The sequence below is a fragment of the Sinorhizobium sp. B11 genome, from assembly GCA_039725955.1.
Taxonomy (GTDB): domain Bacteria; phylum Pseudomonadota; class Alphaproteobacteria; order Rhizobiales; family Rhizobiaceae; genus Rhizobium.
On sequence record CP091034.1, the window covers coordinates 328,357 to 350,355 of the forward strand.

General features: G+C 60.4%; 20 protein-coding genes. 2 read left to right on the top strand and 18 right to left on the bottom strand.

The features are described from left to right. Positions 1-108 precede the first annotated feature (108 nt). From LVY75_11395 to LVY75_11450, 12 genes are all read right to left on the bottom strand, one after another. The gene (locus LVY75_11395; GenBank protein XAZ23839.1) at positions 109-1,245 is read right to left on the bottom strand and encodes a hemolysin family protein; all 1,137 of its coding nucleotides are present in this window, start codon (positions 1,243-1,245) and stop codon (positions 109-111) included. Then, entirely contained in the window at positions 1,242-1,757 is a 516-nt protein-coding gene (ybeY, locus tag LVY75_11400) for an rRNA maturation RNase YbeY (protein XAZ23840.1), read from the bottom strand. Before ybeY ends, LVY75_11395 begins: the two co-directional genes overlap by 4 nt. Further along, positions 1,757-2,809 (bottom strand): PhoH family protein, encoded by a 1,053-nt coding sequence (locus tag LVY75_11405; protein XAZ23841.1) that lies wholly within the window; start codon positions 2,807-2,809, stop codon positions 1,757-1,759. Before LVY75_11405 ends, ybeY begins: the two co-directional genes overlap by 1 nt. A gap of 18 nt (positions 2,810-2,827) precedes the next feature. Then, a complete protein-coding gene (gene miaB, locus LVY75_11410) occupies positions 2,828-4,237 on the bottom strand; it encodes a tRNA (N6-isopentenyl adenosine(37)-C2)-methylthiotransferase MiaB (GenBank protein ID XAZ23842.1) in 1,410 nt (469 codons plus the stop codon). A 47-nt stretch (positions 4,238-4,284) separates the two neighbouring features. Next, complete coding sequence (locus LVY75_11415; GenBank protein ID XAZ23843.1) at positions 4,285-5,082, bottom strand: 1-acyl-sn-glycerol-3-phosphate acyltransferase; 798 nt, start codon at positions 5,080-5,082, stop codon at positions 4,285-4,287. A 27-nt stretch (positions 5,083-5,109) separates the two neighbouring features. Beyond that, positions 5,110-5,538 carry a transcriptional repressor gene (locus tag LVY75_11420; GenBank protein ID XAZ23844.1) on the bottom strand — a complete coding sequence of 143 codons (429 nt, stop codon included), beginning with the start codon at positions 5,536-5,538 and terminating at the stop codon, positions 5,110-5,112. A 34-nt stretch (positions 5,539-5,572) separates the two neighbouring features. Continuing rightward, entirely contained in the window at positions 5,573-6,073 is a 501-nt protein-coding gene (locus tag LVY75_11425) for a GNAT family N-acetyltransferase (GenBank protein XAZ23845.1), read from the bottom strand. Beyond that, on the bottom strand, positions 6,070-6,729 hold the full coding sequence (gene tsaB, locus LVY75_11430; protein ID XAZ23846.1) for a tRNA (adenosine(37)-N6)-threonylcarbamoyltransferase complex dimerization subunit type 1 TsaB: 660 nt from the start codon (positions 6,727-6,729) through the stop codon (positions 6,070-6,072). Before tsaB ends, LVY75_11425 begins: the two co-directional genes overlap by 4 nt. Positions 6,730-6,817: 88 nt before the next feature. After that, a complete protein-coding gene (locus tag LVY75_11435) occupies positions 6,818-7,384 on the bottom strand; it encodes a NifU family protein (GenBank protein XAZ23847.1) in 567 nt (188 codons plus the stop codon). A 107-nt stretch (positions 7,385-7,491) separates the two neighbouring features. After that, positions 7,492-7,983: a universal stress protein gene (locus tag LVY75_11440; protein ID XAZ23848.1), complete on the bottom strand. Its 492-nt coding sequence runs from the start codon at positions 7,981-7,983 to the stop codon at positions 7,492-7,494. Positions 7,984-8,058: 75 nt separating this feature from the next. After that, positions 8,059-9,123: a tryptophan--tRNA ligase gene (gene trpS / locus LVY75_11445; GenBank protein ID XAZ23849.1), complete on the bottom strand. Its 1,065-nt coding sequence runs from the start codon at positions 9,121-9,123 to the stop codon at positions 8,059-8,061. A gap of 91 nt (positions 9,124-9,214) precedes the next feature. After that, the gene (locus tag LVY75_11450) at positions 9,215-9,619 is read right to left on the bottom strand and encodes a VOC family protein (protein XAZ23850.1); all 405 of its coding nucleotides are present in this window, start codon (positions 9,617-9,619) and stop codon (positions 9,215-9,217) included. Positions 9,620-9,807: 188 nt separating this feature from the next. Here LVY75_11450 and LVY75_11455 point away from each other — a divergent pair, with 188 nt between their 5' ends. After that, on the top strand, positions 9,808-10,236 hold the full coding sequence (locus LVY75_11455) for a DUF882 domain-containing protein (protein XAZ23851.1): 429 nt from the start codon (positions 9,808-9,810) through the stop codon (positions 10,234-10,236). A 56-nt stretch (positions 10,237-10,292) separates the two neighbouring features. Here LVY75_11455 and murJ read toward each other — a convergent pair whose 3' ends face one another. From murJ to mutS, 4 genes are all read right to left on the bottom strand, one after another. Beyond that, positions 10,293-11,873, bottom strand: coding sequence for a murein biosynthesis integral membrane protein MurJ (murJ, locus tag LVY75_11460; GenBank protein ID XAZ23852.1), 1,581 nt, complete (start codon positions 11,871-11,873; stop codon positions 10,293-10,295). After that, positions 11,870-14,761 carry a [protein-PII] uridylyltransferase gene (locus LVY75_11465; GenBank protein XAZ23853.1) on the bottom strand — a complete coding sequence of 964 codons (2,892 nt, stop codon included), beginning with the start codon at positions 14,759-14,761 and terminating at the stop codon, positions 11,870-11,872. The genes murJ and LVY75_11465 overlap by 4 nt, the downstream gene beginning before the upstream one ends. Before the next feature lie 114 nt (positions 14,762-14,875). Next, positions 14,876-15,151: a hypothetical protein gene (locus LVY75_11470; GenBank protein ID XAZ23854.1), complete on the bottom strand. Its 276-nt coding sequence runs from the start codon at positions 15,149-15,151 to the stop codon at positions 14,876-14,878. A gap of 12 nt (positions 15,152-15,163) precedes the next feature. Then, positions 15,164-17,890, bottom strand: coding sequence for a DNA mismatch repair protein MutS (mutS, locus tag LVY75_11475; GenBank protein ID XAZ23855.1), 2,727 nt, complete (start codon positions 17,888-17,890; stop codon positions 15,164-15,166). A 113-nt stretch (positions 17,891-18,003) separates the two neighbouring features. Between mutS and LVY75_11480 the strand changes: the two genes are divergently transcribed. Beyond that, complete coding sequence (locus LVY75_11480) at positions 18,004-20,289, top strand: NADP-dependent malic enzyme (protein ID XAZ23856.1); 2,286 nt, start codon at positions 18,004-18,006, stop codon at positions 20,287-20,289. A 43-nt stretch (positions 20,290-20,332) separates the two neighbouring features. Here LVY75_11480 and LVY75_11485 read toward each other — a convergent pair whose 3' ends face one another. Both LVY75_11485 and LVY75_11490 read right to left on the bottom strand, forming a co-directional pair. After that, positions 20,333-20,968, bottom strand: a complete 636-nt coding sequence (locus LVY75_11485) for a VOC family protein (protein XAZ25694.1) — start codon at positions 20,966-20,968, stop codon at positions 20,333-20,335. A gap of 117 nt (positions 20,969-21,085) precedes the next feature. Further along, positions 21,086-21,961: a GNAT family N-acetyltransferase gene (locus LVY75_11490; protein ID XAZ23857.1), complete on the bottom strand. Its 876-nt coding sequence runs from the start codon at positions 21,959-21,961 to the stop codon at positions 21,086-21,088. Between the last annotated feature and the right edge of the window lie 38 nt (positions 21,962-21,999).

Genomic DNA, 21,999 nt, shown 5'->3' on the forward strand with positions numbered 1-21,999 from the left:
CAATCCAATCGCAGTCTTTCAAAAAAGCGCGCGCTTGTCGTCTTGCGGGATCGGACAGAAAATCGAAATCCGCTTTCGGAAAGCCCGACACTGCGTTCTTGGGAAGGGTCAGTTTGCAGTCGATTCCGCAGGCCGGTCGTCGTTGCCGTCGCCGATGGACGGTCCGTCACCATCTGCCTTGGCGCGACGGCGGATTGCCTGGCGCTTGCGGGTGATGCGCACCCGCTTGATGCGCCGCGGATCCGCGTCGAGGATGTGGAATTCGAAATCCGGCAAGGCCTGGACGACTTCTCCACGCACGGGGATACGCCCCAGTGCGGAGAAGATCAGGCCGCCCAGCGTATCGACTTCATCAATCTGCTCGCTGATGTCGAAATCCGGCCCGATGGCCTCGGCAATCTCCTCGAGCTCGACGCGGGCATCGGCAACGAACATGTCTTCCGAAACACGTTTGAACATGACTTCCTCATCGTCATGCTCGTCATCGATATCGCCGATCACCATCTCGACGATGTCTTCATGCGAGGCAAGGCCGTCCGTGCCGCCATATTCGTCGATGACCAGCGCCATCTGTGTGCGGTTCACCTGCATGCGACGCAGGAGATCGGATGCCAGCATGGAAGGCGGCACGAAAAGGATCTGTCTGATAATGCCCGTCTCGGCGAGCGTCTTCTGCAGGTCGACGCGTCCGAGATCGAAATTCGGCTTGGCCGAGCGCGCCACCTTCTGGAGGTTCTCCAGAGAGACTTCGATCGTCGGCGCGCCCGCCGCCGGCTTCGTGCCGCCGCGGCGCTTGTTACGCGCCTGCTTGGCGACATAGGAAAGAAGGTCGCGGATATGCACCATGCCGCGCGGGTCATCGAGCGTTTCGGCATAAACCGGCATGCGCGAGCGACCGCTTTCCTCGAAGAGGATCATCAGTTCGCCGATCGTGATGTTCTGGTCGACCGCCTCGATATCGGCGCGCGGCACCATGACGTCGGCAACGCGCACCTCACGGAAGCGCAGGATATTGTGGAGCATTGCCCGTTCGTCGGGCGAAAACGCGTCCGCTGCAGCCGGGTCGGTCATCAGCGCGTCGGCAATATCTTCGCGCAGACGCGAGCCCTGTTGTGGTCTCAAGATGCGCGCGGCGCGTGACCAGAAGGATTGCGGTCGGTGTCGACTACTTCCACCCTCGTCGGAAGAGGAGGATTGGTCGGAGTCCTTGGCGTCTGACGCCGGCTTCGTTGAAAAGTCGCTCATGGTTCCATTTTAAGGTCTTGACCCTCGTAGGGGTCAGATAGGCCGAGTACTGCCAAAATGCGAGTCTCCAGCCCCTCCATAATTTCGGCTTCGTCATTATTCATATGGTCGTAGCCGAGCAGATGCAAGAAACCATGCACCATAAGGTGGGTCAGATGATCGTCAAAGCTCTTTTCGAGCTCTTGCGCTTCGCGCTCCACCGTTTCCAGGGCGATGATGATATCGCCGAGCATCGGGCCCGGCATTTTGCCGGGTTTGACCGGAAAAGCCGGAAACGACAGCACGTTGGTCGGCTTGTCCTTGCCGCGCCATTCCGCATTGATGTCCTGGATCGAGGCATCGTCGGTGAAGACGAGCGAAACTTCCGGCGGCATCTTCGGGAAGGGTTGTTTTTCCTCTTCCCTCAGATAAGTGACAGCCGCGCCCAACACGCGTTCGGCAAGGGCATGCAATACATCTTCGGCGGGCCAGCCCGTGTCCTCGATGCTGATCTGTATGTCGAGCTCGGCCATCAGTCCTGCCGGCTGGCCTCTTCGTTTGCCGCAGTATAGGTCGCGTCATAGGCCTTGACGATGCGACCGACGAGCGGATGGCGAACGACGTCGACATCCTTGAACCGCGTGATCGAGATACCCTCGACATCGTTCAACAGATGAAGGGCTTCCACAAGGCCGGATTTGACGCCGCGTGGCAGGTCGATCTGGCTGGGGTCGCCGGTGATGATCATGCGGGAGTTTTCGCCGAGACGCGTCAGGAACATCTTCATCTGCATCGAGGTGGTATTCTGTGCCTCGTCGAGGATGATGGCGGCATTGGCAAGCGTACGGCCACGCATGAAGGCGAGCGGCGCGATTTCGATGACGCCGGCAGTGATCGCCCGTTCGACCTTGTCACCCGGGATCATGTCGTAGAGTGCGTCATAAAGCGGGCGCAGATAGGGATCGACCTTTTCCTTCATATCGCCAGGCAGGAAGCCCAGACGTTCCCCGGCTTCGACGGCCGGTCTCGAAAGGATGATCTTTTCGACCGCGCCGCGTTCCAGAAGCTGGGCGGCCTGGGCGACGGCGAGATAGGTTTTGCCGGTACCGGCTGGGCCGACGCCGAACACCATCTCCGAGCGCTCGAGCGCCCGCATATAGGCATCCTGTGTCGGCGTGCGCGCGATGATCGTCTTTTTGCGCGTCGAAATCTGCGCCATCGTCAATTTGGCTTTTTTCTCCATCGTCGGCAGCGTGAGCTGGTCGTCGGCGGCAACCGCCATGCGAATTGCCCCTTCAACGTCTGAACGCTCCACACTGCCGCCTTTCTGGAGTTTTTCATAGAGGTAATCGAGTGTGCGTCGCGCCTGATTGGTGGCCAGCACATCGCCGGTGATCACGACGGAGTTGCCTCGCGCTCGCGCATCGATATTGAGCCGCTGTTCCAGAAGCTTCAGGTTCTGATCGAACTGCCCGAAGAGTTCGCTGGCGAACCGGTTGTTCTCGAACGTCAGGACGAAGTGATTGGCGTCGCTCGCAATGCGTGGGTGGCGCGGTGAAGAAGAAACCAATTCCTGTCCGTTCAAGCGGTCGAGCTCCCTGGGTTAAACCTCAGCCTCTGCGCGTTCGGCAAACAGGCTGTTGGTTCCGGTTCCTGTGATTCGCACTTTAATAATGTCACCGATTTGCGATGCTTTTGCATCAACATTCACGGACTGCAGCCACGGCGATCTGCCGATAAGCTGACCAGGCATGCGGCCCGGCTTTTCCAGGAGAAGATCGATTTCCTTGCCGATGCAGGATTCGTTGAAATCCTGCGTCTGCTTGAGAAGCAGCGCCTGCAGGCGTTCCAGCCGTTCTGCCTTGATATCTTCCGGCACCTGGTCCTTCAATTCCGCACCGGGCGTACCCGGCCGCGTCGAATATTTGAACGAGAAGGCCTGTGCATAACGAACCTCCTCAACGAGTTTTAGTGTATCCTCAAATTCCCGGTCTGTCTCCCCCGGAAAGCCGGTTATGAAGTCGCCTGAAAGCGCAATGTCAGGGCGGGCCTTGCGGATGCGCTCGATGAGCGAAAGATATTCCGCTGCCGTGTGGCGACGGTTCATGGCTTTCAGAATTCGGTCCGATCCGGCCTGAACCGGAAGGTGCAGATAGGGCATCAGCGTCCGAAGGTCGCGATGCGCCTCGATCAGCCGATCGTCCATGTCCCGCGGGTGGCTCGTCGTGTAGCGAAGCCGCGCAAGGCCGGGGATATCGGCAAGCCGATAGAGCAGGTCGCCGAGGCTCCACTCTTCGCCCTTGGGGCCGACGCCGTGCCAGGCATTGACGTTCTGACCGAGCAGTGTGATTTCGCGCACGCCGGCTTCGACAAGCTTCATCGCCTCCTCGACGATCTGCGACACCGGCCGCGACACTTCCGACCCGCGCGTATAAGGCACGACGCAGAAGGTGCAGAACTTGTCGCAGCCTTCCTGAACGGTCAGGAAGGCTGTTACGCCGCGGGCGCGGATTTTCGGTGCCTCGGCGATCGGCAGATGCTCGAACTTGTCTTCGATCGCATATTCCGTATCGACGACGCGGTGGCCTTCCTTGGCGCGGCGGAGCGCTTCCGGCAGGCGATGATAGGTCTGCGGGCCAATGACGACATCGACCGCCGGCGCACGCCGAAGAATCTCTTCGCCTTCGGCCTGCGCGACGCAGCCGGCGACACCAATCATCATCTCGCGGCCGTCGGCAGCCTTGCGCTTTTTCATCTCCCGAAGGCGCCCAAGCGCGGAATAGACCTTCTCGGCCGCCTTCTCGCGGATATGGCAGGTATTGAGCAGGACGAGGTCGGCCTCTTCCATGTCCTCGGTCGGCTCATAGCCGTCGCGGGCAAGAGCATCGCTCATGCGGGTCGAGTCGTAGACGTTCATCTGACAGCCATAGGTCTTGATGAAAACCTTGCGGCTGTTGGAGCCATCGCGGAGAGAGGTCTCCGGGGCCTGAAGAAGGGCGTTGTCCTGGGTCATGGCGGCTATTTAGTGGTTTTTACCGCGCGAGAAAAGGGACTCTCGGTTCAGCCGATATTACGGCCGCGCAAGCTGCTGTTCAGCAGGTTGCGGATGCGGGCGGAGATCGTGGTGCTGACTGTCTTGCGATTGGTCTTCTCGCCATATTCGACCGCCTCGCCAAACGAGACTTCGACATCGATAGCACCGCATTTCAGGATGTCGCTCAGATGCGGCAGAAGCTCTATATCGCCGGGCCAGGCTGCAAGTGGACGATGGTAGCGGCCCATGGCGATGCCGTGCACCTGAGTATAGGCAATCGCCACCGGCTGCACCATCACCGCGCCGGTCGGGGAATGGGGCACGGCCATGGCGGCTGCACCGAAGAGCGACGACTTGACCTCCAGCAGGCGGTTACCGTCCGACGTCGTTCCCTCGGGAAACAGCACGACGATTTCACCGTCGGCCATGCGGCCTGCGATCTCGCTCGCCTGATCGCCGGTGCGCCGTTTTTCCTCCCGCACCACGAAGACACTCTTCTGCAGCTTGGCAAGCATCCCGAAGATCGGCCAGTCGCGAACCTCGATCTTGGCGATGAAGGCAACGTCGGCTACCGCCGACATGACCATGATATCCATCCACGAGGAATGGTTGGAGCAGAGCATCAGCGGCCGGCGGCCCTCGAGTTCGCCGCGCACGCGGATGCGGATGCCGAGACAATAGCAGACGATACGGTGCCAGCGGCGGGGCAGGGTACGCCGGAGTTTCCAGTCGAAATGCAGCGCCAGGATCTGCAGCGGCATGAGAAGGATGCTGACGACTACGATGATGGTAAGCGCGAAGAAGATGCGCAGCCGGACGATCAAATGTGGCGCTCCCGGACTGCCATGATGTCAGAGTTCGTCTTTCTTCAGCGGGATGCCATAGAGTTCCAGCCGGTGATCGACGAGCTTGAAGCCATGCTCGCGGGCGATCCGCTCCTGCAGCGCCTCGATTTCCGGCGACCGGAACTCGATGACGACGCCGCTCTTCAGGTCGATCAGATGGTCATGATGTTCTTCGGGCACCGTCTCGTAGCGCGAGCGGCCGTCGCGAAAATCGTGTCGGGCGATGATCCCCGCATCTTCGAACAGCTTAACCGTACGATAGACCGTCGAAATCGAAATCTTGGCGTCGACCTTCACGGAGCGGCGATAGAGCTCCTCGACATCCGGATGATCTTCGGAGTCCTCGAGGATGCGCGCGATTACCCGGCGCTGCTCGGTCATGCGCATGCCGCGTTCAGCGCAAAGCTCCTCAAGGGTTTTGGCTACCTCAGTCATGGCTGCCTTCTCGCTATTCCTGCCGAGAAGGGAACTACCGAAGAACGCGCTTCATGACAAGCGCCGTGGAGGTAGCTCCGTTGGCATCCTTATAATAGCCCTTGCGCTCGCCGGCCTGCTCGAAGCCAAGCTTGCGGTAAAGGCCGAGGGCGGCGGTATTGCCGTTATCGACTTCCAGGAACATGCTCTCGCCGCCACGGAGCCGTGCTTCGCGTATGGCGGCCTGCATCAGCCGCCACCCGAGGCCGGAACGCGCGACCTTAGCCTGTACGGCAACCGTCAGGATTTCCGCCTCGCCCGCCACCTGGCGCGCAAGGATGAAGCCCGGCAGGGTCTTTTTCAGGATCGCATTGGTCTGGCGGGCGACGAAGCCGAACACAGTGTTCTGTGACAAGAGGCTGTGGAATTCGCCGTCACCCCAGGGGCGGGCAAAGCGCTCGCCGTGCAGGACGGAAACGTCGAGGCAATCCTCCGGCTGCATGGTGACGATTTCGAATTCCGGTTTCAGCGTCAGATAGGCTTCCAGCATCGTCATACTCTTGCAATCGCGTATCCGGCCTGCGGTTTGGCATCGGGTCCGCGCAGATAAAGTGGCTTCGGCTTTCCGGTATTCGGGTTCGCGGCAGCACCGAGACGCGCCACGATGGAGATCGGGAAGGAGTTGGCGTATTCGCCCGTTGCATCCGGTTTCAGGATCGGGGTCGCCGAACCGGTGATCTCGCCGTTGAAACCGGCAGCAAAAGCCTGAGCCTCGGCGATGCTAACCGCGCGTGCCTCGTCGAGCGCGACGCCGTCGGCCGCAAAAGACTGGAGATAGATTTCTTCCCTCTTGGCATCCATCGCCGCGAGCACTGCGCGGCCGGGCGTCTTTTCATGCTGGGCGGCTGCCATGACTTCGAGCGTGGTTATGCCGACGGCCGGAATATCGAGGGAAAGCGCAAAGCCGCGGGCGGCTGCAACGCCGACACGGATGCCGGTAAAGGAGCCGGGACCGATGGTGACGGCAAGGCGGTCGACAACCGAGAGTGCGACGCCCGCCTGATCCAGCGCGCGGTCGACGATACCCATCAGATGTTCAGCATGCCCCTTGCCGATCATGTCCGATGCCTCCCCCAGCACCGTATTCCTGCCGCTGTCATAAATAGCGGCAGCGCAATCCACACCTGCCGTGTCGAGCGCCAGAACGATCATGCCATCAATATCCGAATAAACTATTGTCGCCTATCCATAAATCCGTCTGGCCGAACCTCGGATGAACGGCCCGGCGTATCCGGCTTTTTTAAGCGGCAATCACTTCCTGCACTTCTGGAACGAAATGGCGCAACAGGTTCTGGACGCCGTGCTTCAGCGTTGCCGTCGAAGACGGGCAACCGGAGCAGGAACCCTTCATGTTCAGGTAAACCTTGCCGTCCTTGAACCCACGGAAAGTGATGTCGCCGCCATCCTGAGCAACGGCCGGACGCACGCGGGTCTCCAGCAGTTCCTTGATGGTCAGCACGATCGATTCGTCGCCTTCATCGAAGAATTCATCGCCGGCATCGACATCTTCCGACAGGATCGAGGCGTCACCCATGACCGGCTTGCCGGACATGAAATGCTCCATGATCGAGCCGAGAATGGCTGGCTTCAGATGCTGCCATTCGGCATTGTCTTTGGAAACGGAAATGAAGTCGTAGCCGAAATAGACGCCGGTCACGCCCGGAATCTCGAAGAGGCGGGCAGCGAGCGGCGAAGCCTGGGCTTCATCGGCATTGCGGAATTCGGCCGTACCGTTTTCCATCACGACCTTGCCGGGAAGGAACTTCTGCGTGGCGGGGTTCGGCGTGGCTTCGGTCTGAATGAACATCTCGCTCTCCATGCGGCGGGCTTCAGCCTCTACCGTCTTTAGAATTCTTCAAAAGAAAATAAGCCTATTGCCCGGCCGATTCAAGAGACTGATACTCAAGAAATGCCTTAGCAGAGGGCGTCTATTTCCTCGTTGGTCAGCGTGTCGGGAAGCACGGTAACTGGAATTGGAAAGGCCGCGCCGCGTCCTGCGACAGAAGAAACCAGCGGTCCTGGTCCTTCCTTGGCCGAGCTTGCCGCAAGCACGAGGATGGCAACGTCCCGGTCTTCCTCGATCACGGCGTTGATCTGCTCGGCCGAATTGCCTTCACGGATGACGATCTCAGGCTCGATGCCTATCGTCTCGCGCACGATCTGCGCAGCCTTGGCAACTGTGGCTTCCGCCTCCTCTCGAGCTTCCGCCCGCATGATCTCCTCGACGCCAAGCCATTGCTGGAAATCGCCTTCCGGGATCACGTAGAGAAGAATGAGGCCGCCATTGGAATTCTTGGCGCGCCGCCCGGCATAATGGACGGCACGTTGGCATTCGGGTGTCCCGTCTATCACCGCCATGAATTTGCGGCGATGACCTTCGAGCCGTGAGAGTCGCTTTGATACCATGGCGCGGACTCTGACACCTGTGACCGAAAATTTGCAAGCCCCCGTTTTGCACGGGAGCTCTGCATGTCGATGGGATTAGTAGAGGAAGCCGATGATCTCGCGAAGTTCGCGCATCGTCACGTCGGCGCGTGCCCTTGCGCGTTCGTTGCCGTTACGCAGGATCGCATCGATATGGCTCGTATCGTTCATCAGGCGGCGCATTTCGCCCGTTATCGGCGATAGCACCTGAACGGCCAGATCGATCAGCGCCGGCTTGAAGACGGAGAACTGCTGGCCTCCGAATTCCGAGAGCACCTGCTCCTTCGTCTTGTCGGCGAGTGCAGCATAGATCGAGACGAGGTTTTCGGCTTCCGGTCGGCTTTCGAGGCCGGCCACTTCGCTCGGCAAGCCGTCCGGATCGGTCTTGGCCTTGCGGATCTTCTTGGAGATCGCGTCCTCGTCGTCCATCAGGTTGATGCGCGAAAGGTCCGACGGGTCGGACTTCGACATCTTCTTCGTGCCGTCACGCAGCGACATGACGCGCGGCGCCGGTCCGCCGATCAGCGGTTCAACCATCGGGAAATAGGCATGCACCGGCTCGTTGCCGACGGTGATGTCGATCCCATAATCCGTCTTGCCAATATGCGAGGCGTAATCGAGGTTGAACTTCATCGCGATGTCGCGTGTCAGCTCAAGGTGCTGCTTCTGGTCCTCGCCGACGGGCACATGCGTGGCGCGGTAGACGAGAATGTCGGCAGCCATCAGGCTCGGATAGGCGTAGAGACCGAGCGAGGCCTGCTCGCGGTCCTTGCCGGCCTTGTCCTTGAACTGCGTCATGCGGTTCATCCAGCCGATGCGGGCGACGCAATTGAAGATCCAGGCGAGCTCGGCGTGCTGCGGTACGGCGGACTGGTTGAAGACGATATGCTTTTCAGCGTCGATGCCGGAAGCGATGAAGGCGGCTGCGATGGAGCGCGTCTGCGACAGCATGTCCTCGTGGACGAGCTGCGCGGTCAGTGCATGCAGGTCGACGACACAATAGATGCAATCGTTACCGTCCTGAAGCTGCACGAAGCGGCGGATCGCGCCGAGATAATTGCCGAGATGCAGATTGCCCGTCGGCTGAACGCCGGAGAATACGAGCGGCTTGAATTCACCCATGATGCTGTCCTCGATTAGGCTGGTGGAGGGCCCCAGGGCCAAAGGCCCATGTTGCTAACGCGGGCGCTTATGCACGGGCTCCCGGTCGCAATCAAGAGGCCTCGGGCGCGGCATGTTGAATGAGATCGAAGGTGTTGCCGTAAGGATCCGAAAACACGGCCACAGTGCCGTAAACCTCATGGCGCGGCTCTTCCAGAAAGCGCACGCCGGCGGCACGCATCGCCGCATGATCACGTGCGAAATCGTCGGTCCTGAGGAAAAAGCCGACGCGCCCACCGGTCTGGTTGCCGATGGCGGCTTGCTGGCTTTCGCTGGCCGCTTGCGCGAGCAGAAAGGCCGCCCCATCTCCGCCCTTTGGCTTCACGACCACCCAGCGCTTGCCTTCGGGCTGCACTTCGTCTTGCAGGCATTCAAAGCCAAGCGCCTCACAATAGAAGGCTTTGGCGCGATCATAGTCATTGATGACGAGGGTGACGAGGAACAGGGATTGGGCCATAAGATCTCCGATTTTTGGGAATTTGTTCTCTTTTGGTGCTGCTAAACGTCCTATTTTACGCCAAATTGATCAGAAGACTTAGCTAAAATTGAGTATAAAATTTCACAGAAAAGCTTTTTTTGAACTGAAAATCCCTCGACTGGCGTGACGGCCGCATTGAGCCGTCTGTGTAACCGATCGGAGGGACTATGCAAAACGCCAGTTTGCTCGCTGTGGCGGGCCTCTTTGCCCTACAATCAGCAACCACCGCCGTCGGTCAAGATGGCCGACGGCAGACCAACAATCTTCCAAAACACGAACTGCGCGTTGCCTATACGGTTCAGACCGTCAGCGTTCGTGCCAGCTGTTTCCCTGAGCGATTGCGAGCGGTCTTGTCGTATATCGCGGCAAAGACCGGGCGACGGCTGATGATAACCTCGGGCTTTCGCCCGCACCCCCGTCGCCATGGGTCGATGCATGGAAAATGCCTGGCGGCGGATATCCGGATCCCCGGTGTGCCGGAACGCACGATCATCGCCGCTGCGAAAAGCGCTCCCGGCATCGGTGGGATCGGCACCTATTGCAATGGCATCGTCCATGTCGATGTCGGCCCGCAGCGACGATGGGTGGATTGCTGAAGCAATTCCAGCGAACATGCGCAGCGGCTTGCGTCAGTAATTGCGTAAAGAGAGCCTTATACGTCCTTCGCGGGTGCCGGTTTGCGATTGAGATTGCGCCGTATCATGCCGAGATCCGCGCCGCCGATCAGGAAGGCGGTCGCGAAATAGATGACTATCGAAATCGCAATCAGCAGGCCAAGCGTGCTGACCTTGGTCAGAAGCGGCGCGCCCGAGGCGAGCGAAGGCGCCCAGTAATGTTTGAGATACATGATCGCAACGCCCATTACGGCAGAGGCGACGATCAGCAGCGCGGTGCGCTTGGCAAGTGCCCATTCCCATGTCAGGTGGCCGCGGCGCAGAAGCGTGGTGAAGAGCAGCACGGTGCTGATCCAGCCTGCGGTCGCTTCCGCCACTGCAATGCCGGGTGCGCCCATATAGGGAAAGAGCGTCAGCGCGGTCGCGCAGTTGGTGGCGACCGCGATTGCCGAAAACCGCATCGGCGTCTTGGTATCTTCGCGGGCATAGAAGCCCGGCTGCAGCGCCTTGATGAGCACGAAGGCCGGCAGCCCGATGCCGTAGATCGCAAGGATCGAGCCGACGATCAGGGTATTTTGCTCATGGAAGGCGCCGCGCTCATAGAGCACGCGGATAATTTCGTCCGACAGGATCCACAGCGCGAAACCGGCGGGGATCGTCAGGAACATCACGAATTCGATCGATCTGTTCTGCAGGAAGGCGGCCTCGCGTAACGCGCCGCCCTTCAGCGCGCGGGCAAGCTCGGGCAGCAGAACCACACCGACGGCGACGCCGACGACGCCGAGTGGAAGCTGGTAGATACGGTCGGCATATTGCAGGGCGGCGATGGCGCCCTCGCGCGAGGAGGCGATCGCCTGGCCGATCAGCTGGTTGATTTGCGTAATGCCGCCGGTCACGGCCGCCGGAACGGCAAGGATCAGCAGCCGCTTGACGTTGGGTGTCATCTTCGGAAAGCGGAAGCCGATGCTGATGCCGGCATGCAGCACGCCCAGATAGACGACGGCGAGCTGCAGGACGCCCGCTGCCAGCACGCCCCATGACAGATACCAGGCGGTCGCGAGCGGTTCGGCGCCGGTATAGAGCGCATAAAAGAGCGCGCCGATCATCACCACGTTGAGGAAGACGGGCGCCACCGCTGCCGCGAAGAAATGATGCAGCGAATTCAGCATGCCGCTCATCATCGCCGTGAGCGACATGCACATGAGATAGGGGAACATCACCGCCGCCATGCGGATGGTAATGTCGAACTTCTCCGGATCGTCTGCAAAGCCCGGTGCGATCACGAAGCGCACCAGCAATGGCATGCAAAGCTCCATCACGATGGTGATGAGCAGCAGTACGGAGAACAGAACGCCGAAGACTTCTTCCGAAAAGCGCTTTGCGCCATCAATGCCGTTCGCCTCGATCTCCTTGGCAAAGAGCGGCACGAAGGCCGCATTGAACGCGCCCTCGGCAAACAGCCGGCGAAACAGGTTCGGGAAACGGAAGGCGGCATAGAAGACGTCGGCCATCGGTCCGGTGCCGAGCGCCGCTGCCATCAGCGTTTCGCGGGCAAAACCAAAGATGCGGCTTCCGAGCGTGGCGCCGCCGACCGTGGCGAATTTCTTGACGAGGCTCATACGGGGGAACCGGCTTTCTTTTCGGCGGCAGTAGCGGCAGGGGCGATGATGCCTGACGGCATGCGTTCGCGCAGTTCGTCCTGCTCCTCGGCCATGACCGCTTTCATGCGGGCAGTGATATTGGAACGCTTGCTGTCGCCGGAGATCTTCTGGCCGACGAGATCGGTGACGTAGAAGGTATCGATGACCTTCTCACCGAAGGTGGTGATGCGCGCCGACTGGATGTCGAGCGACAGATCGGACAGAACGGCAGTCATTTCCGACAGCAGGCCCGGCCGGTCGAGGCATTCTACCTCGATGACGGTGAACTTGTTCGACAGGCTGTTGGTGATGGTCACCGACGGTGGAATGACGAAGGCCTTGCTCTTCTTCCGGTTCTTCGTGCGGGTCGCGATCACTTCGGGCAGGCGTTTGCGGCCGGAAAGCACGTCCTCGATCATGCGGCCGATGGTGCCGGCGCGTCGAAGCTCGTCCTCATCGTTCGGAAACTCCCGGCTGACATGGATCGTGTCGAGTGCCCGTCCGTCGGAGGTGGTGAAGATCTGCGCATCGACGATATTGGCCCCGGCCGCAGCGCAAGCGCCGGCAATGACGGCGAGCAGGCGAGGGTGGTCGGGGGAGAGAACGGTGATTTCAGTGATGGCATGGAAGCTGTCCGTGCGCACTGACGTCGCCAACGCCTGCCCCGCCTTGTCTGCCTGGCGGATAAAATGCGCATGGCGGATCTGGTCTTCCAACGGCACGGAGAGCAGGTAAGGCTGGTAATGCAGCTTGGTATAGGTGCGGCGGTCCTTCTGGCTCCAGTCGGAAAGCGCGGCGTAGAGCGCTTCGGCCGCGGCCTGCGCGCGCTCCTTGCGCGACACTTCCGAGAAGCCGCCGGCAAGCAGCAGTTCCGTCTCGTAATAGAGCGTGCGCAGAAGCTGGCCTTTCCAGCCGTTCCAGACACCTGGTCCGACAGCGCGGATGTCGCAGATCGTCAGGATGATCAGCATTTTCAGGCGGTCGAGAGACTGAACGCGGTCGGCGAAATCGGTGATCGTCTTGCGGTCGGTCAGGTCGCGCGTCTGTGCGACCATCGACATGGTCAGATGTTCCTCGATCAGCCAGACGACGATCTCGGTCTGCTTCTGTGACAGGCCAAATCGGGCGCAAAGCTTGCGGGCGACGCGTGCGCCGGCAATCGAATGGTCTTCCTGCCGGCCCTTGGCGATATCGTGCAGCAACACGGCGACGTAGAGGGCCTCGCGATCTTCGATATGCGGCATGAGCTTGTTGGCGAGAGGATGCAATTCCTCCGCCTTGCCCTTGTCGATCTCGGAGAGAACATCGATCGCGCGGATCAGATGCTCGTCGACCGTATAGTGATGATACATATTGAACTGCATCATCGCGACGATCTTGCCGAATTCGGGAATGAAGCGGCCGAGCACGCCAGCCTCGTTCATGCGCCGCAGGATCAGCGCCGGATCGCGCTTGGACGTCAGGATCGACAGGAAAAGCCGGTTGGCCTCGTCATTCTCACGCAGGTCGTTGTTGATGAGGGCGAGCGAACGGGTGACGCGCTTCAGCGCATCGGGATGGAATTCCAGTCCGTTGATATCGGCCACATGGAACAGACGGATGATGCTGACCGGATCGCGCTTGAAGACATCGGGGTTGGCGAGCGTGATGCGGCCGCGGTCCTCCACGAACTCGACGCTGCCGGGGATCTTGCGATTACGGTGGGTAAAGCGGCTGATGACCCCCGTCAGTCCCGGGATCGATTTCGCCTGCTGGTCTTCGAGTGCCGCGCAGAGGATGCGAGTGAGATCGCCCACATCTTTCGCGACCAGGAAATAGTGCTTCATGAAGCGCTCGACGGCCGAGAGGCCGGGGCGGGAATGATAGCCGAGCGCCTCGGCGATCTCGCGCTGGATGTCGAAGGAAAGACGCTCCTCCGCTTTGCCGGTCAGGAAATGCATGTGGCAGCGCACGGCCCAGAGAAAATCGTCGGCCTTTTTGAGAAGCCGGTACTCCTGCTTCGACAGCACGCCGAGCGGCACCAGATCGGCCGGGTCGCGGACGTGGTAGTAATATTTCGAAATCCAGAAGAGCGTATGCAGGTCGCGAAGGCCGCCCTTGCCTTCCTTCACGTTGGGTTCGACGAGGTAGCGCGTATCGCCGGCCTTGCGGTGGCGTTCGTCACGTTCGGCAAGTTTGGCGGCGATGAATTCCGGCCCCGTGCCGGTGACGATTTCCTTGTCGAAGCGGCCTTCCAGATCCGCCTCCAGCGACTTCAGGCCGCAAATGTAGCGCATCTCGAGAATGGCGGTGCGGATGGTCATGTCGGATTTGGAAAGCGCGATGCATTCCTCGACGGTACGCGTCGCGTGCCCGACCTTGAAGCCCATGTCCCAGAGCATGTAGAGCATGAACTCGACGGCTTTATGCGTCTCTTCCGCCGGCTTCGGCAGGAAGAGGAAGAGCAGGTCGATATCGGAGCCTGGCGCGAGCGTGTCACGGCCATAGCCGCCGACGGCGGTCACCGAAAACTTGTCCTTCTGCTTCGGGAAAACATGCTCGGTGGCGAAATTATAGAGAACGGCGATGATCTGGTCCTGCAGCCAGGAAATGCGGTGGGCGCAATCAAGTCCGCCACCTTGGGCATCGAGCAGTTCGCGCGCCTTCCTGCGCCCTTCGACGCTGGCTTTCTTCAGAACGGCAAGAAGATCGTTCCGCAGCACGTCCGGACGGTTGCGGTTGGCTTCGGCAATGGCGTTACATTGCCCCTGCAGCAGTTCTACATCGAGGATTTCGGAAAAATCGATGTCGTGCGTCACCATCGGCCGGGCGGTTGTCTCTTCGGTCCGAGCCGCTTGCTCATGGCGCGCCTCTTGTTTGATCTGCATGCGCTATAGCCTCTTTGCCCGCGGATTGACACGGGTCTTCATATTCCATGAACCTTTAAATTTGGCGAAATGGTGTTGGCAAGCCGCAGGTGACGGACGCTTTGCCGCAAGCCCTCAGGCTGATGTCTGCGTCAGCAGCGTATCGAGAACCTGCCGCGTCTCGCTCATGATGCCGTTAAGCGTCGCCTTGTCACATTCGCGGTAGCCGGCATCGACGATCGCGCCGCTGAGTTCGCCGATCTTCAGGCAGGAACCGGTGATCTTCGCCATGCCGATCGGCGTGTTCCAGCCACGCGCCTCCAGATTACCATCAGATTGCTTCATGACTTCGAGCATCGAAACGATGACGGAGAGTCGCTGGGTTTCCTGAAGCAGTTTTTCCATGAACACGGGGTGCTGCTCCTATTTCATCTTCTTTTTAAGGTCGTAAAGCGCATCGAGCGCCTCGCGCGGCGTCATGTCGTCGAGGCTCATTGCCTTGAGGGCTTCTTCGACCTTGGAAGGCCCGCGCGATGTTTCCTCGCGGCGCACTGCGACCTGGAAAAGCGGGAGGTCATCGATCAGCTGGCTCGCCGGGTTCTTGCGATCGGCATCTTCAAGCCGGGTCAGCACATCGCGCGCGCGGGCCACGACAGAGGCGGGCAGACCGGCGAGCCGCGCGACCTGAATACCATAGGAGCGGTCGGCCGCACCTGGACCGACCTCGTGCAGGAAGATGACATCGCCGTCCCATTCCTTCACGCGCATCGTCGCATTCGATAGCCGAGCAAGCTTTTCCGAAAGCACGGTCAGCTCATGGAAATGCGTGGCGAAAAGCCCGCGGCAGCGATTGGCTTCATGCAGATGCTCGACAGCCGCCCAGGCGATGGAAAGGCCGTCGAAGGTTGCAGTACCGCGGCCGATCTCGTCGAGAATGACGAGGGAACGATCGGTTGCCTGGTTGAGGATTGCAGCCGTCTCGACCATTTCCACCATGAAAGTGGAACGCCCGCGCGCCAGATCATCGGAAGCGCCGACGCGCGAAAACAGCCGGTCGACGATGCCTATATGCGCTGATGTTGCCGGCACGAAGGAACCCATCTGGGCGAGAATCGAGATCAGCGCGTTCTGCCGCAGGAAGGTCGACTTGCCGCCCATGTTCGGGCCGGTCAGCAGCCAGATCGCCCCATCCTTCCCATCGGAAACGGGCGAGAGATCGCAATTATTGGCGACGAAGGGGCCGGTGGACTGCCGCCGCAGCGCCTGTTCGACGACGGGGTGGCGCCCGCCCTCGATTGCAAACATCTTCGAGCCGTCGACCAGCGGTCGGCAATAGGCTTGCTCTTCAGCAAGCAGTGCCAACCCTGCCGCGACATCGATGACGGCAAGTGCGCGCGCCCCGGCCTTGATCGCTTCGGCCTCGGCCACGGTCGCTTCCGTCATTCGGTCGAAACCTTCGAGCTCGATCTGCAGCGCGCGGTCTGCGGCGTTGGCAATCCGGCTTTCGAGATCGGCAAGCTCGGTCGTAGTGAACCGCATGGCATTCGCCATCGTCTGGCGATGGATGAAGCGGGCCTTCGCCTCTGATGTATCGGTCATCGGCCCGGCATTGCCAGCGGTGACCTCGATGAAATAGCCGAGAATATTGTTGTGCTTGATCTTCAGCGATTTGATGCCGGTCTCTTCGGCATATTGCAGTTGCAGGCCGGCAATGACCCGACGCGACTGGTCGCGCAGCGCCCGAACCTCGTCGAGATCGGCATTGGCGCCGTCACGCAGGAAGCCGCCGTCGCGTTTCAGGAGCGGCAATTCTTCGGCGAGGTTTTCGGCGAGGAGTGTTTCCAGCTCGGACGGAAGAGCCTGCAGCCCCATGCGCGCCTGCTCCAGCTCCTCCGGCAGCATCGCGCTTCCCAGCAGATCGGCGATTTGAGCCGCAGCACCAAGCCCCTGCCTGATAGCCCAGAGATCCCGCGGACCGCCGCGGTCGAGCGCCAGGCGGGAGAGTGCCCGCGGCATGTCCGGAACGTGTTTCAGCGCGTCGCGTAAGTCGCCGCAGAGCGACGGTTCCTGCATCAGGAAGCCGATCGAATCCAGGCGCTGGTTGACCCGGATGGGATCGGTCAGCGGTGACATCAGCCGCTCGGCAAGCAGTCGCGCCCCGCCGCCGGTGGTCGTGCGGTCGATCGCTCTGAGCAGGGCGCCATTGCGATCGCCAGAGAGCGTGCGCACAAGTTCCAGATTGGCGCGTGTTGCCGGATCGATGAACAGCGTCGACGCGCCGCTTTCCCGCTCGGGCCGCCCGAGCGGCGGCCGCTCGGCAATCTGTGTCTTTTCCACATAAGCGACGGCTGCGGCGGCGGCCGCCAGCTCGGCGCGCGAAAAACTTCCAAAACCGTCGAGCGTCGAAACCTCGAAATAGCGCGCTATACGCGTTTCTGCTGTCGCGCTGTCGAAAAGCACGGCCGGCTGCGGAACGGCAGTGCGACCGAGTATGTCGAAGACCGGCTTCAGTTCGCCGTCATAAAACATCGTATCGGGAACGATGAGTTCGCGCGGATCAATGCGCAGGATATCGGCGAGCAGTCGCGATGCTTCGGTTTCCGCCAAGCGGAAGACGCCGGTGGAAATATCGATCCAGGCAAGCGCCAGTGCCGGCTCGGAAGAACCGCGGATGCGCGACAGCGTCATCAGATAGTTCGATTCCGAGGGGGAAAGCAGCTTCTCCTCGGTAATCGTGCCTGGGGTGACAAGACGGACGACATCGCGCTTGACGACGGATTTCGAGCCACGCTTTTTGGCTTCTGCCGGATCTTCCACCTGCTCGCAGACGGCAACGCGGTAGCCGAGCCCGATCAGCTTCTGCAGGTAGTCGTCGGCCGCATGCACAGGCACGCCGCACATGGCAATGTCCTGCCCCATGTGCTGGCCACGCTTGGTGAGCGTGATGCCGAGCGCGCGCGAAGCTTCGAGCGCGTCCTCGAAGAACAGCTCGTAGAAATCGCCCATGCGATAGAAGAGCAGCGAATCCGGATTGTTCGCCTTGATCTCGATATACTGTTCCATCATCGGCGTCGCCGAGGCGCGACTTTCCTCAGTCGCGAGCTCGGCTGCCGAGAAGGCTTCGTTTCTGCTGTCTATTCGTGCGTTCACGGAGGTGCAGTTTTTCCCAAAAAAACAGGTGCCAACCCTATCCGCGCGCCGCTATAGATGACAACAGCAATTGGGAAAGAGGAAAACGTCACCCACAGACGTTTGGAGGAGGCATGTCCCAGATGGAGAAGAAAGAACGGCCGGTGACCTCTGTTACCGACAAGGAAGCGCTCGAATTTCACGCGATGGGTCGGCCAGGCAAGCTGGAGATCAACCCGACCAAGCCGATGGCGACACAGCGCGACCTCTCGCTTGCCTATTCTCCCGGCGTCGCGGTGCCCGTCAAAGCCATCGCCACCGATCCTGCCACTGCCTACGACTATACGACCCGCGGCAATATGGTCGCCGTCATCTCCAACGGAACCGCCATCCTTGGCCTTGGCAATCTCGGAGCATTGGCTTCCAAGCCGGTCATGGAAGGCAAATCGGTTCTCTTCAAGCGTTTCGCTGATGTCGATTCCATCGACCTCGAGGTAGACACCGAAAACATTGACGAATTCATCAATTGCGTGCGCTTCCTCGGCCCGTCCTTCGGCGGCATCAATCTGGAAGACATCAAGGCGCCGGACTGTTTCGTCATCGAAAGCCGCCTGCGCGAGCTGATGGATATTCCCGTATTCCATGATGATCAGCACGGCACGGCAATCATCGCTGCCGCCGGCCTCATCAATGCGCTGGAACTCACCGGGCGTGATCTCAAGACCACCAAACTTGTCTGCAACGGTGCGGGTGCTGCCGCCATCGCGTGCGTCGAACTCATCAAGTCGATGGGATTTGCGCCGGAAAATATCATCCTCTGTGATACCAAGGGTGTCATCTATCAGGGCCGCACCGAAGGCATGAACCAGTGGAAGTCGGCGCATGCGGCAAAGACCGATACCCGCACGCTGGAAGAAGCCATGCAGGGCGCCGATGTGGTTTTCGGCCTGTCGCAGAAGGGTGCCTTCTCCGAAGAGATGATCCACTCCATGGCCGACCGGCCGATCATCTTCGCCATGGCCAATCCCGATCCGGAAATCACGCCGGAGGAAGTCGCCCGTATCCGTGATGACGCCATCATGGCGACCGGCCGTTCGGACTATGCGAACCAGGTCAACAACGTGCTGGGCTTCCCCTATATCTTCCGCGGCGCCCTCGACGTTCGTGCTACGACCATCAACGATGCAATGAAGATTGCCGCTGTAAACGCACTCGCCAGCCTCGCCCGTGAAGATGTGCCCGACGATGTTGCGGCTGCCTATCAGGGCAATCGTCCGCGTTTCGGCGCGCAATACATCATCCCGGTTCCCTTCGATCCGCGCCTGATCTCCGCCATTCCGGCCGCCGTTGCCGAGGCGGCGATCGAAAGCGGCGTCGCCCGCAAGATCATCACCGACATGGCTGGCTACAAGCGAGAGCTGTCGGCCCGCCGCGATCCGATCGCCTCCACGCTCGCCAGCCTTTATGAGCGTGTGCGCCGTCACCCGAAGCGGGTGGTTTTCGCCGAGGCCGAAGAGGAGCAGGTGCTGCGCGCCGCCATGTCATACGCCAATCAGCAGCTTGGCACCGCCATACTGCTCGGCCGCGAGGACCTGATCCATGCAACGGCCGAACGCGCCGGGATTGACCTCAATCGCCCAGGCCTCGAGATCGTCAACGCCCGTATCTCGACCCGCGTCGAGGCCTATATTGACTATCTCTATGCCCGCCTTCAGCGCAAAGGCTACCTGCACCGCGACGCGCAGCGCCTGATCCATAATGACCGCAACCATTTCGCGGCCACCATGGTGGCGCTTGGCGATGCCGATGGCATGGTGACGGGCATCACCCGCAACTATTCGACGGCACTCGAAGATGTGCGCCGCTGCATCGACCATAAGCCGGGCCATCGCGTGATCGGCGTGTCGATCGCGCTTTGTCGCGGCCGCACGGTCTTCGTTGCCGACACTGCGGTCCACGACATGCCGACGGCAGAGGAGCTTGCCGATATTGCCGAGGAGGCCGCAGGTCTGGCGCGCCGCATGGGCTACCAGCCGCGCGTCGCGTTGCTCGCCTATTCCACCTTCGGCCATCCCTCGGGGGAGCGTTCCGAGCGTGTCCGCGAAGCAGTAAAGATCCTCGACAAGCGTCGCGTCGATTTCGAGTATGATGGCGAAATGGCCGCCGATGTTGCCCTGAACCGCAAGGTGATGGAGCAATATCCCTTCTGCCGCCTCTCCGGCCCGGCCAACGTCCTCGTGATGCCGGCATTCCACTCGGCATCGATCTCGACCAAGATGCTCCAGGAACTCGGCGGCTCGACAGTCATTGGCCCTATCCTCGTCGGCCTAGACAAGGCGGTGCAGATCACCTCGATGGGCGCCAAGGACAGCGATATCGTCAACATGGCTGCCATCGCGGCCTACGCTGCCGGCTCCTGATAGATAAAAGAGGCCGGATCACTGCGGTCCGGCCTCACGCAGCCTAGCCCGCGAAGGCGATCAGGTTTCCATATGGATCGCATACGATGAATGTTCTGGCGCCCCAGGGTTCCAGCCTCAGCGGCTGATGAAACGACACGCCATTTGCGGTGTATTCGAGAAAAAGCGCCTTCACATCATCAAGTGTGATCGTTGCTGACAGGATATCCCTCTCGCGCTGACGAAGTTCGGGATGAAAGGCAGGCATGTCGACGTGGCGAAGATTGAGCCTGGCTGCATCGCGAACGACTTGCGCATAAAAGGGCGGTTCGCCGTAGGTAAAGGCAATCGTGAAGCCGAGTTTCTGTGAGTAGAAATCGCAGGCGGCCTGGATATCGTCCACAAAAAGCTGCGGCTGAGCGTCCAGCAATGTCGGTTGGCAAGCGGCTTTCTGTTGGTCGGTTGCACTCACCTCCGTGAGCCCTTTTTTCAGCGCCTCCCAGCTTTCAAATCCCTCCTGTGCGGCCACCAGTTCCTGTGCATCCGCAAGCTTGAACTCAAGCTCGAGGATTTGCCGGTCATTGAGATGGCGGTAGCGGGCAAGCCAATGGCGAATCTCTGCGGCGACAGGATAATAACGATCCTGATGCCAGCGCTTGAATTGCTTGGCTTTCTTCCGGAGATTTTCGAGATTCGGCATGGCGCAAGGTTTGATCTTGTAGGCGGGCATAGCCCAGCCGGCACCATTGCCGATGCGCCCTACTGAAAACGCCGAATAAGAATGGATGCATGAGACATCGCCGTCAAGCGATGGCCGTCAGCTTGCGAAGCGACCTGCGTCTGCACCGTAATAATTGAGATACCGGTCGGAAATGCTCGATATCGGTAGCACGATCAGTACGTCGGTCGTATTGAACGCCTGATCGACGACCGCGCTGGAACCGACCATCGCGCCGAGGCGCAGGTAACCCTTGATGAGCGGCGGCAACGCCATCAGCGCCTTTTTCGGATTGACGCCTTCAGCCGGCATCAGGTCCATGTCGCGCGCGAGATGCGGCAGGGCGCCAACGGCCCATTCGTTCTTGGCGAGCACGCTGTGATAGAGGAAGGAGAGTGCCAGCGCATGGCTTTCCGGGTGAACGCCGGGGAAGGAGGCGCAGCCGAACATGGCGCTCATGCCGTGCTTCAGCGCATAGGCCCAATTGCCCTGCCAGAGCAGTTCCACCGTACGCTTGGTACGGTACTCCGGCAGCACGCAGGAGCGGCCGAGTTCCATGAAGCGCTTGTCAGGATGACGGGCAATGAGCTCGTCGATCGCAAATTCCGAAGCCGAGTAAAAACCGCCATTGGCCATGGCGACATCCTGCCTCAGCAGGCGGTAGGTCCCGACGATCTGGTCTTCAGCGTCTCCCTCGATCGAGCGGTCGAGAACGAGAAGATGATCGCAGAAGGCATCGTAGGCGTCGAAGTCCCGCTCGCGGCGCATGGCGTCTGCCGGTAGCTGGGCCTTCATTTCCTCGACGAAAACGCGGTAACGCACAGCCTGCGCGGCATCGATTTCACGCGCGCTGCGGGCAAGGCGAGTCTCCAGATTGCCGATGCGACCGAGAACATCGTCTTCCTTCGGGGCGGCAGCCGTCGACGGCCGAGCGGCCTCGGCAACAGCGTCACAATTAAGGATGTCAACAGACATGGCGATTCTCCCGTCTCCGGCCTACCACACGCCATAAA